The 15,252-nt window shown below is 61.1% G+C and carries 19 protein-coding genes; 13 read left to right on the top strand and 6 right to left on the bottom strand.

What is annotated here, in order from left to right; all coding sequences use genetic code 11:
- Window position 1: 1 nt before the first annotated feature.
- Genes TRL7639_RS14955 through selD form a run of 6 tightly spaced genes read left to right on the top strand, consistent with a single transcriptional unit; the run spans window position 2 to window position 5,242 of the window.
- Window positions 2–346: a Na+/H+ antiporter subunit C gene (locus TRL7639_RS14955; protein WP_085796665.1), complete on the top strand. Its 345-nt coding sequence runs from the start codon at window positions 2–4 to the stop codon at window positions 344–346.
- On the top strand, window positions 343–1,905 hold the full coding sequence (locus TRL7639_RS14950) for a monovalent cation/H+ antiporter subunit D (protein ID WP_085796664.1): 1,563 nt from the start codon (window positions 343–345) through the stop codon (window positions 1,903–1,905). Before TRL7639_RS14955 ends, TRL7639_RS14950 begins: the two co-directional genes overlap by 4 nt.
- Entirely contained in the window at window positions 1,902–2,399 is a 498-nt protein-coding gene (locus TRL7639_RS14945) for a Na+/H+ antiporter subunit E (RefSeq protein ID WP_085796663.1), read from the top strand. Before TRL7639_RS14950 ends, TRL7639_RS14945 begins: the two co-directional genes overlap by 4 nt.
- Complete coding sequence (locus TRL7639_RS14940) at window positions 2,396–2,665, top strand: K+/H+ antiporter subunit F (protein ID WP_085796662.1); 270 nt, start codon at window positions 2,396–2,398, stop codon at window positions 2,663–2,665. The genes TRL7639_RS14945 and TRL7639_RS14940 overlap by 4 nt, the downstream gene beginning before the upstream one ends.
- A 12-nt stretch (window positions 2,666–2,677) precedes the next feature.
- Window positions 2,678–3,070, top strand: a complete 393-nt coding sequence (locus tag TRL7639_RS14935; RefSeq protein ID WP_085796661.1) for a Na+/H+ antiporter subunit G — start codon at window positions 2,678–2,680, stop codon at window positions 3,068–3,070.
- Between the two features lie 15 nt (window positions 3,071–3,085).
- Entirely contained in the window at window positions 3,086–5,242 is a 2,157-nt protein-coding gene (gene selD / locus TRL7639_RS14930; RefSeq protein WP_085796660.1) for a selenide, water dikinase SelD, read from the top strand.
- A 173-nt stretch (window positions 5,243–5,415) separates the two neighbouring features.
- On the opposite strand, the gene mnmH is transcribed toward selD, so the two are convergent.
- Window positions 5,416–6,477: a tRNA 2-selenouridine(34) synthase MnmH gene (gene mnmH, locus TRL7639_RS14925; protein WP_085796659.1), complete on the bottom strand. Its 1,062-nt coding sequence runs from the start codon at window positions 6,475–6,477 to the stop codon at window positions 5,416–5,418.
- Between the two features lie 142 nt (window positions 6,478–6,619).
- Here mnmH and TRL7639_RS14920 point away from each other — a divergent pair, with 142 nt between their 5' ends.
- On the top strand, window positions 6,620–7,084 hold the full coding sequence (locus tag TRL7639_RS14920) for a MarR family winged helix-turn-helix transcriptional regulator (RefSeq protein WP_207559680.1): 465 nt from the start codon (window positions 6,620–6,622) through the stop codon (window positions 7,082–7,084).
- On the opposite strand, the gene TRL7639_RS14915 is transcribed toward TRL7639_RS14920, so the two are convergent.
- On the bottom strand, window positions 7,081–7,788 hold the full coding sequence (locus TRL7639_RS14915; RefSeq protein ID WP_085796658.1) for an SOS response-associated peptidase: 708 nt from the start codon (window positions 7,786–7,788) through the stop codon (window positions 7,081–7,083). The two genes, TRL7639_RS14920 and TRL7639_RS14915, sit on opposite strands and share 4 nt — an antisense overlap.
- 311 nt (window positions 7,789–8,099) lie before the next feature.
- On the bottom strand, window positions 8,100–9,677 hold the full coding sequence (locus tag TRL7639_RS14905; RefSeq protein WP_085796656.1) for a bifunctional metallophosphatase/5'-nucleotidase: 1,578 nt from the start codon (window positions 9,675–9,677) through the stop codon (window positions 8,100–8,102).
- 143 nt (window positions 9,678–9,820) lie between these two features.
- Between TRL7639_RS14905 and TRL7639_RS14900 the strand changes: the two genes are divergently transcribed.
- Genes TRL7639_RS14900 through arsC form a run of 4 tightly spaced genes read left to right on the top strand, consistent with a single transcriptional unit; the run spans window position 9,821 to window position 11,980 of the window.
- The gene (locus TRL7639_RS14900) at window positions 9,821–10,159 is read left to right on the top strand and encodes a DUF952 domain-containing protein (RefSeq protein ID WP_085796655.1); all 339 of its coding nucleotides are present in this window, start codon (window positions 9,821–9,823) and stop codon (window positions 10,157–10,159) included.
- Window positions 10,156–10,587: a DUF1330 domain-containing protein gene (locus tag TRL7639_RS14895; protein WP_085796654.1), complete on the top strand. Its 432-nt coding sequence runs from the start codon at window positions 10,156–10,158 to the stop codon at window positions 10,585–10,587. Before TRL7639_RS14900 ends, TRL7639_RS14895 begins: the two co-directional genes overlap by 4 nt.
- Window positions 10,584–11,642 (top strand): quinone-dependent dihydroorotate dehydrogenase, encoded by a 1,059-nt coding sequence (locus tag TRL7639_RS14890; protein ID WP_085796653.1) that lies wholly within the window; start codon window positions 10,584–10,586, stop codon window positions 11,640–11,642. Before TRL7639_RS14895 ends, TRL7639_RS14890 begins: the two co-directional genes overlap by 4 nt.
- Window positions 11,639–11,980: an arsenate reductase (glutaredoxin) gene (gene arsC / locus TRL7639_RS14885; RefSeq protein ID WP_085796918.1), complete on the top strand. Its 342-nt coding sequence runs from the start codon at window positions 11,639–11,641 to the stop codon at window positions 11,978–11,980. Before TRL7639_RS14890 ends, arsC begins: the two co-directional genes overlap by 4 nt.
- Before the next feature lie 137 nt (window positions 11,981–12,117).
- Here the strand turns inward: arsC and TRL7639_RS14880 are convergent, their stop codons facing one another.
- Genes TRL7639_RS14880 through TRL7639_RS14870 form a run of 3 tightly spaced genes read right to left on the bottom strand, consistent with a single transcriptional unit; the run spans window position 12,118 to window position 14,361 of the window.
- Window positions 12,118–13,425, bottom strand: coding sequence for an MATE family efflux transporter (locus tag TRL7639_RS14880; RefSeq protein ID WP_085796652.1), 1,308 nt, complete (start codon window positions 13,423–13,425; stop codon window positions 12,118–12,120).
- 4 nt (window positions 13,426–13,429) lie between these two features.
- Entirely contained in the window at window positions 13,430–13,942 is a 513-nt protein-coding gene (locus tag TRL7639_RS14875; protein ID WP_085796651.1) for a PaaI family thioesterase, read from the bottom strand.
- Complete coding sequence (locus tag TRL7639_RS14870) at window positions 13,942–14,361, bottom strand: PaaI family thioesterase (RefSeq protein WP_085796917.1); 420 nt, start codon at window positions 14,359–14,361, stop codon at window positions 13,942–13,944. The genes TRL7639_RS14875 and TRL7639_RS14870 overlap by 1 nt, the downstream gene beginning before the upstream one ends.
- A gap of 117 nt (window positions 14,362–14,478) precedes the next feature.
- Between TRL7639_RS14870 and TRL7639_RS14865 the strand changes: the two genes are divergently transcribed.
- Both TRL7639_RS14865 and TRL7639_RS22905 read left to right on the top strand, forming a co-directional pair.
- The gene (locus TRL7639_RS14865; protein WP_085796650.1) at window positions 14,479–14,862 is read left to right on the top strand and encodes a MerR family transcriptional regulator; all 384 of its coding nucleotides are present in this window, start codon (window positions 14,479–14,481) and stop codon (window positions 14,860–14,862) included.
- 153 nt (window positions 14,863–15,015) lie between these two features.
- Window positions 15,016–15,207 (top strand): hypothetical protein, encoded by a 192-nt coding sequence (locus TRL7639_RS22905; RefSeq protein WP_133057661.1) that lies wholly within the window; start codon window positions 15,016–15,018, stop codon window positions 15,205–15,207.
- Window positions 15,208–15,252: the final 45 nt, after the last annotated feature.

The raw sequence follows: 15,252 nt of genomic DNA, 5'->3' as shown, positions 1-15,252 counted from the left end.
GATGGAAATCCTTCTGGCCAGTGCTGTTGGAATGTTGACCGCCGCTGGCGTTTACCTGCTGCTGCGCCGTCGCACATTTCCCGTAATCGTAGGTATATCGCTGCTGTCTTATGCGGTGAACGTGTTCCTGTTCGCGACCGGGCGGCTGGCGTTGAACGCGCCACCCGTTTTGAACAAATACGCTGATGTGCCCTATTCCGACCCGCTGCCACAGGCGCTGGTTCTGACAGCGATCGTGATCTCGTTCGGGATGACAGCCGTGGTCGTGATGATCGCGCTCAGCGCCTATTTGTCATCGCAGGATGACCGCATCGACATGTCCGAGAATACGGGGGACGACGTATGAACCATTTGATTGTCGCCCCAATCGTGCTGCCAGCGGTGCTGGCGCCGTTCATCATCATGGTCCTGCGCCACCACCTGAGCTTGCAGCGGATCTTTTCGGTTGCAGGCACCGTCATCCTGATGGCGATCTCGCTTGCCTTGCTTGGGCTTACCCTGGACGGGCAGGTCCACGTCTATGAGCTGGGCGATTGGCCGGCGCCCTTTGGCATTGTCATGGTGCTGGACCGGCTGTCTGCGCTGATGGTGCTGCTGACGGCGGTGCTGGCCATGGTCGTTGTGCTTTATTCCATCGGCTCGGGCTGGGACAGTCGTGGGCGCCACTTCCATGCGCTGCTTCAGTTTCAACTAATGGGAGTTTGCGGCGCCTTCCTGACCGGCGACGCCTTCAACCTGTTTGTCTTCTTCGAGGTTCTGCTGATCGCGTCCTATGGCCTGATGATCCACGGCGGTGGTCCCCGCCGTTTGCGGGCGGGCGTGCAATACGTGGTCTATAACCTGCTGGGCTCGACCTTGTTCCTGTTTGCCCTTGGTACGCTTTATGCGGTGACCGGAACGCTCAACATGGCGGATCTGGCCGTGCGCGTGTCCGAAATGCCAGCCGATGACACCGCCCTGCTGCGCGTGGGTGCGGTGCTGCTCTTGCTGGTGTTCTGCGTCAAGGCCGCCGTGCTGCCGCTGCATTTCTGGCTGCCCACAAGCTATGCCAATGCGCCTCTTCCCGTTTCAGCGCTGTTTGCGATCATGACCAAGGTCGGCGCTTATTCGATCCTGCGGATCTATACGCTGGTCTTTGGACCGGACGTCGATGCAACCGCCGGGTTGGTCGGAGATTGGTTGTTGCCTGCGGCGATGCTGACGCTGGCGGTTGGGGCCATCGGTATTCTGGGCACCCGTATCATCAACCGAATGATCGCCTTTGGTGCCATTGCTTCGATGGGAACGCTGCTGATTGCAATCGCGCTCTTCACCCCCATCGCAACCGGGGCGGCGCTTTACTACATGATCCATTCGACCATCGCGACCGCCCTGCTGTTTCTGGTGGCCGACCAGGTACGCGAACGTCGCGGCATCCGCATTCGTTCTCACAGCCCGATGCCGCAGGCCGGTCTGCTGGCGAGCCTCTTTTTTGTTGGAGCCATCGCCATGGCAGGCATGCCGCCACTGTCAGGGTTTGTCGGCAAACTGCTGGTCATGGACGCCGCCCGTCAAAGTGGTGAGTTTGGGATGATCTGGGGTGTGATCCTGGTTAGCTCGTTCATCACCATCGTTGGCTTTGCCCGCTCAGGCTCGATCGTGTTCTGGCGCAGTCACGACCCGGATTTCATCGACGCCCCAGAACCCGAGATCGAAGTCGAAGGCACAGAGGACGAACATGCCAAGGAACCGGCGCCAGAGCCCCACCCCGGACTTGCCTTTACCTCGGTCTTTGGGCTGGTGGCCCTGTTGGTTCTTCTCACCATCTTTGCAGGCCCCGTGCTAGAGTTCGCAAACGACACTGCGGCCCAGCTCTTTGACCCGTCGAGCTATATCGAAACCGTTCTGCATGGGGGACAGAAATGAAAATTCTACGCCGCATATTTCCCCACCCGCATCTGACCCTTCTGCTGACGCTGGTCTGGATGCTGCTGGCCAATTCGCTGTCGCTGAATTCGCTGGTGTTCGGCCTGTTCCTGGGCGTGGTGATCCCCTTTGTCACGCAACCCTACTGGCCCGACCAACCCAAGCTGCGCAACTGGCTTATGATCATCGAATACATCCTCGTGGTGCTCTATGACATCGTGGTGGCCAACATCGTCGTGGCCCGCATCATCCTGTTCAAACGCGACCAAGACCGTCAACCCGCCTGGATCTGTGTCCCGCTGGAGCTGCGCACGCCCGAGGCGATCACGGTTCTAGCAGGCACCATCACCATGACCCCCGGCACGGTCACAGCGGACCTGTCGGCCGAGGGCCACAACCTGCTGGTTCACTGCCTGGACGCACCCGACCCCAATGCCGTGCGGGACGAGATCAAACAGCGCTATGAACGCCGCCTGAAGGAGATTTTCGAATGATCACCTACGCAATCTACTTCACCTTCTCCTGTTTCGGCGCGGGCCTTTTGATGAACCTCTACAAGATCGCCACCGCCAAGGGCGTCGGCGACAAGGTTCTGGCACTCGACACAATGGTGATCAACGCCATCGCGCTGATGATCCTTTATGGCCTTGCCTTGGGGACCGAAGTGTTTTTTGAGGCCGCCATGATCATCGCCATGCTGGGCTTTGTCTCAACCGTCGCATACGCGCGCTTTTTGCTGCGCGGCAACATCATCGAATAAGCGAGGGCAGACATGGAAACCGCATTCGAAGCTCTTATCGCCTTTTTCCTGATCGTGTCGGGTATCTTCGGTTTTGTCGGCTCTTACGGGCTGCTGAAACTCAAGGATTCAATGTCCCGCCTGCACGCACCCACCAAAGCGACAACACTTGGCGTGGGCGGGGTGTTGCTGGCGTCGATCTTTCATTCCATCGCCATCGAGCATCACCTGTCGCTGCACGAGCTGCTGATCACGCTGTTCCTGTTCCTGACGGCACCCGTGACGGCGCATTTCATCGCCAAGGCTCACATCCACATGAGCGAAACGCCCGAGACCTTGCCCGGCGCGGAACAAGACGGCATATGGGCCACTCATGATGTGCCTGTGGACGAAGAGACCGAAGGCGACAAGGATAAACCTGCCTGACGCAAAGGTCGACAGATGCACCAGCCCCCCCTGCCCCTGACCCGTGACCTGGTGCTGATTGGCGGGGGCCACAGCCACGCGTTGGTGCTGCGCAAATGGGGCATTTCGCCTCTGCCCGGCGCGCGCCTGACGCTGATCAACCCCGGCCCCACTGCGCCCTATTCCGGCATGCTGCCAGGGTTTGTGGCGGGACACTATGGCCGCGACGAGTTGGACATCGATCTGGTGCGGCTGGCACGATTTTCCGGCGCGCGGTTGGTTCTGGGCGCGGTGACCGGGATGAATGCCGCAGCCAAGACGGTGACAGTCGACGGGCGCCCGCCGATCTCCTATGACGTGGCTTCGGTCAACGTGGGCATCACCTCGGACATGCCTGCGGTTGCAGGGTTTTCTGGACACGCCGTGCCCGCCAAACCCCTTGGGCCCTTTGCGCAACGATGGGCCGACTATCTGGGGGGGTCCGGCCTCGCCCGCGTGGCCGTCATCGGTGGAGGGGTGGCCGGAGCCGAACTGATCATGGCGATGGCCCACGCGTTAAAGGCCCAAGGGCGCTCTGCGCAGATCACCTTGGTCGATCAGGCCACCGCCCTGTCTGCCACCGGCCCCAAGGCCGCCCGGCTGATCCGCCGGGCGATGGCCGATCTGGGCGTGACGTTGATCGAAAACACCGGGGTCGCCCGGATCGAGGCGAACAAACTGGTGCTTGCATCAGGACAAGAGATCGAGGCCGAGTTCATCACAGGCGCTGCCGGGGCGCGCGCCTATGATTGGATTGCACAGGCCGGTCTTGAACTGCACCAAGGCTACATATCGGTCGACGAGACGCTGTGCTCTAGCGATCCGTCGGTCTTTGCCGCAGGCGACTGCGCGCACCTGAGCCACGATCCCCGCCCCAAGGCCGGTGTTTACGCTGTGCGCGAGGCACCTATCCTGATCAACAATCTGCGGGCCGCTCTGGGTGTGGGACAGATGAAGCCTTATCGCCCGCAACGCGATTACCTCAAACTGATCTCACTGGGCGGCAAATCTGCATTGGCGGAACGACTGGGAACGGCGTTTCAGGGCGGAGTGATGTGGCGTTGGAAAGATCACATCGACCAGACCTTCATGAACCGCTTTCGTGATCTACCCGCGATGCCGCAGCCTGAATTGCCGCGCAACCATGCCAACGGGCTGTCCGAGGCGATTGGCGACAAACCCATGTGCGGCGGCTGTGGGGCCAAGGTGGGGCGCAGCACTCTGCGGCGAGCTTTGGTGCCGACAGTTTCGCTCCGCAACGACATCATCCCCTTGCCCGGGGACGATGCAGCACTTTTGCAGACTGGCGGCGTGCAACAGGTCCTGACCTCGGACCACCTGCGCGCCCTGACTGATGATCCGGTGATCATGGCGCGCATCGCCGCCGTGCACGCTTTGGGTGATATCTGGGCGATGGGGGCCGAACCGCAGGCGGCAACAGCAACCCTGATCCTGCCCCGCCTGAGTGCAATCTTGCAGCAGCGTACCTTGGCCGAAATCATGGAGGCTGCAAACCAAGTCATCTCAGCCTCCGGGGCCGAGATCGTGGGCGGGCACACGTCCGTGGGGGACGAGCTAACCATCGGCTTCACCCTCACCGGCCTTTGCCGACACCCCCCAGTTTCCCTAAGCGGTGGCCAAGCAGGGGACGTATTGATCCTGACAAAACCCATCGGCAGTGGCGTGATCATGGCTGCCGAAATGGCAGGCCAGGCGCGTGGGGATTGGGTGGCACAGGCGCTTGATCACATGACCCACCCACAAGGGGCTGCATCACGCATTCTGGCCGAGGCCCATGCGATGACGGATGTCACCGGGTTTGGCCTGGCCGGACATTTGCAAGGAATGGCCGAGGCCTCAGGCTGCGGCGCTGAATTGGACATAAGCGCAATTCCGGTTCTGCCTGGGGCAGTGGCCCTGTCGGCGCAAGGCGTCCGCTCAACGCTCTACCCCGAAAACCGCAACCTGGCGCCGGAATTGCCGACCGGAGGCAAGGCGGATTTGCTCTTTGACCCCCAAACCGCCGGGGGGTTGCTGGCTGCCGTATCCAGCGAGGCCGCCGATGATCTGCTATCGGCACTAAGCGCGGCCGGGTACCCGGCTGTGCGCATTGGGGCGCTGACCAAAGGCCGCGGCCTGCGCCTGATCGACTGAATTCCAAACTGGTTGCCCGCCTACGCTGCCGGACAGCTTCATCCCCCCAAAGGCCCCGCCTGCGTTCTGCGGTGGCGCGCCGCGCACAGCGCGGCGCCTGGCCCAACGGGAGGAGCTGTCCCGGCAGGGGCATCGACGACGGGCGGGAGCACGCCGTCCCACCAAACATGCCATCACGTCCTGGGCAACCGCTGCAACAGGTCTTCGATCTGCGACACCGCAGCGTCCAAGCCAGGCGCGTCCAGTAGACCAGCTTGCACCTGCCCGATCACCCGAGTGTCGTGAGCTTTTCGCGATTTCAGGTAGGACGGGTCGTAGTGCTGCTCCATCAACGCCCGCGTCACACCTGCCTTGTCCCCGGATGCAATCAGGTCAAACCACCCGTCCACAACCTCATGACCCCGATATTGCCGCAGATACTCCAGCCGTTCCCGCAACCCGTCGGCGTCCGACAAAATGTCATCATATGCCCGCACCAGATACCCCGTGCGCGCCGCAATCGCGGCTTGAACCTCGATGCGAGGGGCCGCCTTCAACGCAGCCCACACCGACGGTGGCAAGTTGCGTTCGCCAATCTTGCTGCTTTCCGCCTCGACCACCACAGGGCGCGTGGGATCAAGCCCGCACAACGCCCCCGCCAACGCCGATTCAAACGCCTTCTGGCTGGGCTGTCCCCCCGGCATCGCACCCAGCATGGAGCCGCGGTGATTGGCCAACCCTTCAAGATCAAGCGCTTGGGTTCCGCGCGATTGCAAAAGCTTGAGCAGATCGGTCTTGGCAGTGCCCGTAAACCCATCAAGCGCCACAAACCGATGCGGCAAGGGATCATCGTAAAGATAGCGGTTCACCAACCGACGATACGTGCGATAGCCCCCGTCGATCACCTCGGCCCGCCATCCGATCTGTTGCAACATCCAGGTGAAAGATCCCGACCGCTGCCCGCCTCGCCAGCAATAAACCAACGGCCGCCAACCACCTTCCTGGTGGCTGAGGCTCTGTTCGATGGCATTGGCTGCGTTGCGAAACACCAATGCCGCCCCCAGCTTGCGCGCTAGAAACGGGCTTTCCTGCACATAGATCGTCCCGACCCGCGCCCGCTCTTCGTTATCCAACACCGGCAGGTTCATCGCGCCAGGCAGATGATCCTCGGCGTGTTCGGCGGGGCTGCGAACATCGATCACAGTATCAAACCCATGCGCATAAAGCGCGGGTAAGGAAGCAAAAGAAATAGCCATGCTACGCATCTAACCCGCCTGATCGGCAAGGAAAACCCTCGTGCAAGATCTCCAAGCGGCGGTGAGGCATCTCATACCTTGTCATTTTGGACTAATTTCATCAAAATTGCGCGCCACAAGTGACGAGCGAAAAAGTGAACGTATGACCATCTATGCCATGCCCGGCCACCTGATCCGGCGTCTCAACCAAATCTCAGTTGCCCTCTTCATGGATCGCATGACACAGGCCGGGATCAAGTTGACGCCCGTACAGTTTGCGACCTTGACGGCGATCGAAACCAATCCGGGACTGGATCAAGCTTCGCTCGCCGGGCTGATCGCATATGACCGCGCCACCTTGGGCAAGGTTGTCGACCGTCTGGACGCACGCGGGCTGGTTCGGCGAACAATTTCCGAGCACGACAGACGGGCAAAATGCTTGCATCTGGCCGAAGCCGGGCAAGAACTGCTCGCCGCTGCGCGTCCCCATGTCGAAGCCGTTCAACCCGAGATGCTATCGGGCTTGAGCACGACAGAACAAGCGCAGCTGATCGCCCTGTTGAAAAAGACAACAGATGCCGGCAACACACTCAGCCGCGCGCCCCTTGCGCAGGCAGCAAACGGTTAGATCAAAGCATCGCCGGGGCGATTGTTTCCAGCGTCTGCACCATCCTCAAATGGTTCAATCAACTCAGGTCCCTGGGCACGGTTCGAATTCACCATTGGATCAACACGGTGGTAGTCCAGCACCTCCTCGGCGCCCGGCCGCATCAGGCGTGCGGCGCCTTTGCCCTGCTCGCCCAGCCACAAGGGCCAGTCGTTGGGTTCCAGGATCAAGGGCATCCGGTGGTGGATCTTGGACATGTGTGAATTGGCCGATGTCGTGACGACGGCACAGGTCGACTGTCGTGCCTCCGCCGGTCCCCAATCCTGCCAGACCCCTGCAAAGGCAATCGGGGCGCCGTCACGGCGATGGATGTACCAAGGCAGCCGCGTATCTTGCGCGGATTTGGTCCATTCGTAAAACCCGGTCGCGACCAGCAGGCACCGTCGCTCGCGACAGGCCGCGCGGAAAGCAGGCTTTTCCGCCAGCGTTTCAGCCCGCGCATTGATCAGCAGCGGCCCGCCATTCTCGGCCTTGTACCAATGGGGCAAAAATCCCCACCGCATCGGCAGCAACTGTCTGCCCATCTCGCCGCTGCGCACCACGTGTACCTGATTGGTGGGACAAACGTTGAAGTTCGGCACAGCGGGCAATGCATTCGACGGCTGTGCCGCAAAAAGCTGAGCCATCGCGTCATTGGGCAAGGTGATGGCAAAACGTCCGCACATGACGACACTCTAAGGTCATGCACCCGAGAAACTCAATATCGGGCCGCGCGCATCCAGCCCTCCGGAAAACAACGCGCTTACGCGAAGAACTCAGCCCTAGGGACGTTTCAGCCTGCAACGTATCAGACGGGCGCCACCGCGCCGCGCATCGCGCGGCGCCGGGCCCAAGGCCGCCAGCGATTTCGGCGTAGCCGAAATCGGCGCGGGCGCGGGAGCACCCCGTTCGGCCCTTCGTCCATCGGAACCATGCCATATGAAAAGAGCGCAGAAAATTCTGCGCTCTTTTCCTGTTTCCAATGGCGATCGGCCATTTACTTCTGCTTGATGCGGCCATCCACATAAGGTTGATATGGCGCGTTCGCAGCCAGGTATTCCGCCGTCACATCTGCCAGATCCGGACCATAGTCATAGGCGTTCTTGTCATCGCCTGAGAACATCTTGTAACCGTCGCCACCGTTGCGGACATAGTTGTTGGTCACAACAAGATAGGTCGTCGCCGGGTCAATCGGCACAAAGCCATCCTCGCTGGCAACCATAACGTCGCTCACGCGGCCTTCGTTCGGGGCAACGGATGCGTCAAAGGTGAAGGTGATCCCTGAGACCTGAGGGAAACGGCCCTTGACCTCTTCGACCTGGCTGACGCCGTTTTCCAGCGCATCGATGACACCCTGGCCGCTGATTTCAAAGGTCGACAGCGTGTTCTGGAACGGCAGCACCGTCAGCACCTCGCCCATGGTCACATCACCTGCATCCACACTGGCGCGGATACCGCCCGAATTTGCGATGGCAATGGTCACGCCCTGGTCTGCGACGCGTTCCAGCATGGCGTCCGCCACCAGATTGCCCATTGGGCATTCCTGAATACGGCACACGGCTCGGTCGCCTTCAATCGGAGAGGCTGCACTTGCCACGACCTTGTTGCGGATCTCATCAAGGGGTTTCGCCAGTTCGGCGATGCGTGCCACGGTGGCCGCGTCTTCGGCAACAGCACCATCCATGACCAGCGGCTCGCCCTTGGCCTCGACAACGTTGCCTGCGTCATCAAAGGTCACGTTCAATTCGCCCAGAAACTTGCCATAGGCATAGGCCTGCACGATCTGCACGTTGTTGACCACGGTGGGGTACGGGCCAGCTGCGCGGTCCGACACGTTGCTGAGGTAGGTGTTCGAATGCCCGCCAACGATCACGTCCACCCCGGTGGTTTCCGCAGCGACCCGCTGATCGACACCGTAGCCCGAGTGGCTGAGCACAATGATCTTGTTCACGCCCGCGGCAGTCAGCTTGTCGACTTCGCCCTGTACCGCCGCAACCGGATCGCTGAACGTCACATTCGGACCGGGGCTGGCCAGTTCATCGGTGTCTTGTGGGGTCAGACCAATCAAGCCGATCTGTTCGCCGCCCTTTTCAATCACGGTCGACTTCATCAACGTGTCGGCCAGCAGCTCCTCTTTCGAAACATCGGCGTTCGACATCAGAACCGGGAAATCGACCGCATCCATGAAGCCGCGCAGCACTTCGGGGCCATCGTCGAATTCATGGTTGCCCACGGTCATGCCGTCATAGCCCAGCTTGTTCATGAACTCGGCTGCGACCTTACCTTTGTAGTAAGTATAGAACAACGAGCCCTGGAACTGATCCCCGCCATCCACAAGGATCGAGTTGCCCGCACGTTCGCGCGCCTCGGCAATCGCTGTCACCAGACGGGCCGAGCCACCAAAACACTTGCCCTCGGCATTGTCGCCCTCACGGCAGCCGCTGTCATACTTACTGATCGGCTCGAACCGGGAATGGAAGTCGTTGGTATGCAGGATGGTCAGTTTGTATTCAGCCGCAGCCATGCCGGCGGTCAGCCCAAGTGCAGCAGCGGACATCAGAAAACGGGTCAACATCGTCAATCTCCCTTATTGTTGGTTTTGGACAGATCGTGCCCCCGTTCCGCACCCAGAGTCAAAGGCTGAAATGGGCGACGTAAGGAGAGGTTTGCCCGCATTGCGTCTTGATTCCGCGCCCTGCCCAAGGCATCACGCAGAGCATGCTGATCTACAAAATCTTCCACGCGGACGAATGGGCCGCACTGCAAGCCGCAGGTGAAACCGACGGTGCGCCGATTGATGTAAGCGACGGATTCGTCCATTTTTCAACCGCCGAGCAAGCCGCTGAAACCGCGGCCAAGCACTTTGCCAGCGTCGAAGGGCTAATGCTCCTGGCTTGCGAAGGTGAGGCCATGGGCGACGCTCTGAAGTGGGAAGTCTCGCGCGGTGGCGATCTGTTCCCGCATCTCTATCGCAGGCTTCGGATGACGGACGTGCTCTGGTCCAAGCCGCTGCCACTGCTGGACGGCATGCATCAGTTTCCGGAGGGGATGGAATGACCGCATATGTCGACCCCGAGCGCGAGCAATTCGAAGCCTTCAAGGCCCTGGACCGCGATCAACCAATCGAGATGCTGAACCTGGTCAAATTCCGCGAGCGCGCCGCCTATCCCGCCGATCATCCGCTGTCGACTGCCGGGCTGACCGGGGCCGAGGCCTATGGCAACTATGGCATCGACACCGCGCCGATCATTGCCCGTCTTGGCGCATCGATCATCTGGCGTGGCAACATGCAAGCGGTGCTGATCGGACCTAGCGATGAGCATTGGGACGAGGTGTTTGTCGCCCGTTACCCAACGGCGCATGCCTTTCTGGAAATGGTGACCGACGCTGATTATCAGCGCGCCGTCATCCACCGGCAGGCCGCTGTCGAAACCTCACGCTTGATCCGCTGCGCGCCTGCAGCCGGTGGAAAGGCCTTTGGATGAAACTGACCGAGAAACTGGGGCTGGCCGCATTGCATCGGATGGACCCCGAAGCCGCACATGGCATGTCGATCAAGGCACTCAAGATGGGTTTGACGCCAACACCGGGACCGGTGACGTCCGCGCGTTTGCGGATGCAAGTGGCCGGTCTTGACTTGCCCAACCCGGTGGGGCTGGCGGCAGGCTTTGACAAGAACGCCGAGGCGCTTGGGCCGCTGTCGCAATCGGGCTTCGGCTTTATCGAGGTGGGCGCCGCCACCCCGCGCCCGCAGCCGGGCAACGCCAAACCGCGCCTTTTTCGCCTGACCGAGGACAAGGCCGCGATCAATCGGTTCGGCTTCAACAACGAAGGCATGGAGGCGATCGGCGCCCGTTTGGCGGCGCGACCCAAGGATGCGGTGATCGGGCTGAACCTGGGCGCCAACAAGGACAGCACCGACCGGCCAGCGGATTTTGCCCGCGTGCTGGCCCATTGTGCCGCTCACCTGGATTTCGCCACCGTAAATGTGTCGTCCCCCAACACCGAAAAGCTGCGGGACCTGCAAGGCAAAGAGGCACTGACCGCGCTTCTGGCAGGCGTGATCGAAACTCGCGACGCGCTGGAGCACCGGGTGCCCGTGTTCTTGAAGATCGCGCCTGATCTGACCGAAGCCGAGATCGAAGACATCGCCGCCGTGGCGCATGACACGGGCGTGGACGCGGTGATTGCAACCAACACCACCTTGTCCCGCGACGGGCTGGCCAGTGCACATAAAGGCGAGGCTGGCGGTCTGTCCGGCGCACCGCTTTTTGAGAAATCGACCCGCGTTCTGGCGCGGCTGTCTGCCCTGACCGAGGGGCGCACGCCTCTGATCGGCGTTGGCGGGATCAGCACCGCCGAGCAGGCCTATGCCAAAATCTGCGCCGGTGCCTCAGCGGTGCAATTTTACACCGCCATGGTCTATGGCGGCCTATCGCTGGCCGGTGACATCGCGCGTGGACTGGATGACCTGCTCACGCGCGATGGATTTGCCTCGGTTGCCGAGGCTGTTGGCAGCAAACGAGAGGATTGGCTGTGATCGAATATTGGCACAACCCGCGCTGTTCCAAGTCCCGTCAGGGGCTGACTTTGCTCGAAGAGAAGGGGGCGGAACTCTCTGTGCGCAAGTATCTGGAAGATGCCCCCTCGTTGGATGAGTTGCGTGCCGTGCAATCCGCGCTTGGCGTTGCTGTGATTGCGATGATGCGGACTGGAGAGAAGACATTCAAGGAGTTGGGGCTGAGCAAGGACGCCGACGACACGGCGCTTCTGCGGGCGATGGCCGATCATCCGATCCTGATCGAGCGCCCCTTGGGACGGGTGGGCGATAAAGCCGTCATCGGGCGTCCACCTGAAAATCTGCTAGACCTGCTCTAATTCCTGCGCGGCCTGTCGGCCTTGCGTCCTGCGGACGGCGGGGGGCCAGGCTCATGCGGGCAAAGCCCGCATGAGCCTGGCCCAACGGGAAGAGATGTTTCGCCAGAAACATTGACGACGGGCGGGAGCGCCCCTGGTCATTGCACCTGCGCCTCTAGCCTTGGGTAACGCACCCACATCGTCAGACCTCGGGCCACGTTTAGCACCATCAAGGCCGCCCAAAGGCCATGATTGCCATACAGCGGCACGAGCACCACCAACGCCACCGCATAAAGCGCCACCGATTGCATCATCGCGATCCGCATATCACGGGTCCAGGTGCCGCCGATGTAGATGCCATCGAACATCCAGCTGGCTACCCCCAAAACCGGGGCCAACGCCGCCCAGAACAGGAAATCACGCCCGACCTCCCGCACCTCCGGCGAGGTTGCCATCAAGTCGATGATTGCAGGCCCTGCCAACCAGAAGACAAGCCCCAATCCAACCGCTCCGCCAACACCCCATTGCGAGGCAACAACAGCCGCGCGGCGCACCTGCGCGCGATCTCTTGCTCCAACTGCACCGCCAACCAATGCCTCTGCCGAAAAGGCAAAGCCATCCAGCGCAAAGGCGGTCACCTCCAGAAATTGCAGCAGGATCTGGTTTGCCGCCAAGTTCACATCGCCCAGATCCGAGCCGATGAACAGGAACGTCGTGAATGATCCCGTCAGAAGAACCGACCGCACCATGATATCTGCGTTCACGGCCATCATCCGACGCAATCGGGCAGGGTCGAAGATCCGCGCCCAATTGCGCCACTGATCACCAGCAAAAGCATCGCGGCACAGCCACAGCCCAAGTGCCAGCCCGGTCCATTCGGCAATCAACGTAGCTATGGCCACACCCTCGACACCCCAACCCAGCCCCAGCACGAACCACAGGTCCAGCACGATGTTGAGCCCGTTCATCCAAAGCTGCAGGACGAAGATACCTCGCGTCCGCTCAACCGCGATCAACCAACCGGTGATGGCGTAAAGTGCGATGGTCGCCGGTGCCCCCCAGATGCGGATCGACAAGTAATCGAGCGCCAATCGCTCGACCTCGGCACTGGCAGGTGCCAGCCAAAACGCCCCAGCAAACAGCGCGGTCTGCCCAAGAAGGAACACCACTCCGCCCGCAAACCCCAGAAGCAGGCCGCGCATGAGCAAGGCGCCGGTCTCGGCTATATCCCCTGCCCCGCGTGCCTGCGCCGCCAGACCGGTGGTGCCCATCCGCAGAAAGCCAAAGATCCAGTAGAGCGCCGACAGGATCACCGCGCCAATACCGACCGCGCCAATCGGCGCAGCCGCCCCCATCTGACCCACAACGCCCGTATCCACCGCACCCAGAATGGGTACGGTGGCATTTGAAATCACAATGGGGATGGCGATGTTCAGAACCCGCCGATGGGTGATCTGATCACTCACCGGTTCACTCGGCCTTGAGTTGCGGCATCAGGAAGTGTCCGCTGGCCTGCGCAAAAAGCTTGTCGTGATTGTCCTGCCAGGCCTCGACCCGGACGGAGGCATAGCGCCGCCCGGCCCGGCTGATGTAGGCGCGGGCGTAAGCGTCGCGCGGCAGGCCCGAGCGCAGGTAATCCACCGTCAGGTCGATGGTCTTGGGGAACGCGGGCATATTGCCGCCTTCGATGTCTTCAGGCGACAGCTCGCCACTTTCGATCAGCGGCCACAGGTGCGACCAGCTGAGCGAGATCACGGCCGTCACCTCGAGAAACGCGGCCGTCACGCCGCCATGGATCGCGGGCAGAAACGGGTTGCCGATCAGCTTGTCGTCGAAATTCAGCACCCCGGTCAGCTCATCCCCGCGCCGATCAAAAGTGATGTCGAGGAACTGTATGTAGGGCACGCCCCCCACCAGCGCGTTCAAAGTGGCATCGCGGCGCTGTTTGACGACTTGCATCGGTTCGGGTCTGGAACGGGCCATCAGCGTTTCTCCACCGTGAATGCACCCGAGGCCGTGGCCACCGGGCGTTCCGTGTCTTCGTCCGTCGCAGTTGCGCGCACAAAGGCCACATTGCGGGTGATGTGATAGCAGACCGCTTTGGTCGTGATCGCCTGCCCCGGCGTTGCCGCCCTCATGTAGTCGATCCTGAGGTCAATGGTCGCCGTGCCCCCCGGCGCAGCGGGGTGACTCATCACAGCAGCTCCTGCGCAAGTGTCCATCATCGCAGACACCGCCCCGCCATGAATCACACCCGTCTTGGGATCACCGATAAGCGCTTCGTTGTAGGGCATGGTGATCTCTGCCTCGCCCTGCCCGATCTGGGTCAACTGCAGGCCAAGCGCCTTGGCGTGGGGAATGGCCTGAATGAACTGGGCCGCAATTTTTGTCTTGTCTGTCATCGCTTGCACTTTATGCGTGGGCTTTGTCTCTTTATGAGCCTGCGCCCGCCAAAAGGGCAAGCCCACCTGTTGCGCTTGTCGCAACGACACCATAGGTTGCCGCCAAGGAGATTGAGAATGTCTGACACCCGACTGTCATTCAAGGAGATGTGCGCCGAGTTCGACGTTACCCCGCGCACCCTTCGGTATTACGAATACATCGAGCTTTTGCAGCCCGACCGCGAAGGGCGCTCGCGCTATTACGGTGCCCGCGAACGCGCCCGGATGAAACTGATCATGCGCGGCCGTCGCTTCGGGTTTCCATTGGAAGAGATTCGGCAGTGGCTGTTGATCTACGAGCACGAAGGCAACCGTGCCCAGATGGAAGCCTTCGTTCGCAATGCGGGCGTGCAGCTCAAAGAGCTCGAATCTCAAAAACAGCAGCTTGAAGAGGCGATGTCCGAACTGATCCAGTTGCGCGAAGAAACCTCAAAAGATCTGCAGGACGGCAAGATCGAATAATGGCCCCGGGACGGCAAGACCGCCCCTCAAATCTGCGTGAGACGACGGGGCACTTGTTGATCTGAAAATCACCCGGCTACATTCTTGTCCATGGCGCAAGCATGGGCCGCACGCGGCCCTGTTTCCGCGCCCCCTATTGATAAGAGGTGGTTCATGAAATTCCCGATTGTGACTGCATTTGTTGTGTCCAGCTTTGCGCTAGCGTCCTGTGATGTTGGACCAAACGGTTATGGAACCGCGCCTCCGGGCGTGTCGCAGGCCGATTGGGATGCACAGCAGGCTGCCCGTGCCAAAGCCCGTCGACAGTATTATGCAGGTCCGCGTGGGGGTGCTTCGGGAAGATGAACTGCCCATTGCTCCCCCCGATCCGCGCCGTCGGATTTTGACGTA

Source organism: Falsiruegeria litorea R37 (assembly GCF_900172225.1).
GTDB classification, from domain to species: Bacteria; Pseudomonadota; Alphaproteobacteria; order Rhodobacterales; family Rhodobacteraceae; genus Falsiruegeria; species Falsiruegeria litorea.
This window is presented reverse-complemented; position numbering and strand designations above follow the sequence as displayed.

Excerpts from the sequence above, each read along its gene's own strand:
- TRL7639_RS14955 (WP_085796665.1), top strand. The coding sequence starts at position 2 with ATGGAAATCCTTCTGGCCAGTGCTGTTGGAATGTTGACCGCCGCTGGC.
- TRL7639_RS14950 (WP_085796664.1), top strand. The coding sequence starts at position 343 with ATGAACCATTTGATTGTCGCCCCAATCGTGCTGCCAGCGGTGCTGGCG.
- TRL7639_RS14945 (WP_085796663.1), top strand. The coding sequence starts at position 1,902 with ATGAAAATTCTACGCCGCATATTTCCCCACCCGCATCTGACCCTTCTG.
- TRL7639_RS14940 (WP_085796662.1), top strand. The coding sequence starts at position 2,396 with ATGATCACCTACGCAATCTACTTCACCTTCTCCTGTTTCGGCGCGGGC.
- TRL7639_RS14935 (WP_085796661.1), top strand. The coding sequence starts at position 2,678 with ATGGAAACCGCATTCGAAGCTCTTATCGCCTTTTTCCTGATCGTGTCG.
- selD (WP_085796660.1), top strand. The coding sequence starts at position 3,086 with ATGCACCAGCCCCCCCTGCCCCTGACCCGTGACCTGGTGCTGATTGGC.
- mnmH (WP_085796659.1), bottom strand. The coding sequence starts at position 6,477 with ATGGCTATTTCTTTTGCTTCCTTACCCGCGCTTTATGCGCATGGGTTT.
- TRL7639_RS14920 (WP_207559680.1), top strand. The coding sequence starts at position 6,620 with ATGACCATCTATGCCATGCCCGGCCACCTGATCCGGCGTCTCAACCAA.
- TRL7639_RS14915 (WP_085796658.1), bottom strand. The coding sequence starts at position 7,788 with ATGTGCGGACGTTTTGCCATCACCTTGCCCAATGACGCGATGGCTCAG.
- TRL7639_RS14905 (WP_085796656.1), bottom strand. The coding sequence starts at position 9,677 with ATGTTGACCCGTTTTCTGATGTCCGCTGCTGCACTTGGGCTGACCGCC.
- TRL7639_RS14900 (WP_085796655.1), top strand. The coding sequence starts at position 9,821 with ATGCTGATCTACAAAATCTTCCACGCGGACGAATGGGCCGCACTGCAA.
- TRL7639_RS14895 (WP_085796654.1), top strand. The coding sequence starts at position 10,156 with ATGACCGCATATGTCGACCCCGAGCGCGAGCAATTCGAAGCCTTCAAG.
- TRL7639_RS14890 (WP_085796653.1), top strand. The coding sequence starts at position 10,584 with ATGAAACTGACCGAGAAACTGGGGCTGGCCGCATTGCATCGGATGGAC.
- TRL7639_RS14875 (WP_085796651.1), bottom strand. The coding sequence starts at position 13,942 with ATGGCCCGTTCCAGACCCGAACCGATGCAAGTCGTCAAACAGCGCCGC.
- TRL7639_RS14870 (WP_085796917.1), bottom strand. The coding sequence starts at position 14,361 with ATGACAGACAAGACAAAAATTGCGGCCCAGTTCATTCAGGCCATTCCC.
- TRL7639_RS14865 (WP_085796650.1), top strand. The coding sequence starts at position 14,479 with ATGTCTGACACCCGACTGTCATTCAAGGAGATGTGCGCCGAGTTCGAC.
- TRL7639_RS22905 (WP_133057661.1), top strand. The coding sequence starts at position 15,016 with ATGAAATTCCCGATTGTGACTGCATTTGTTGTGTCCAGCTTTGCGCTA.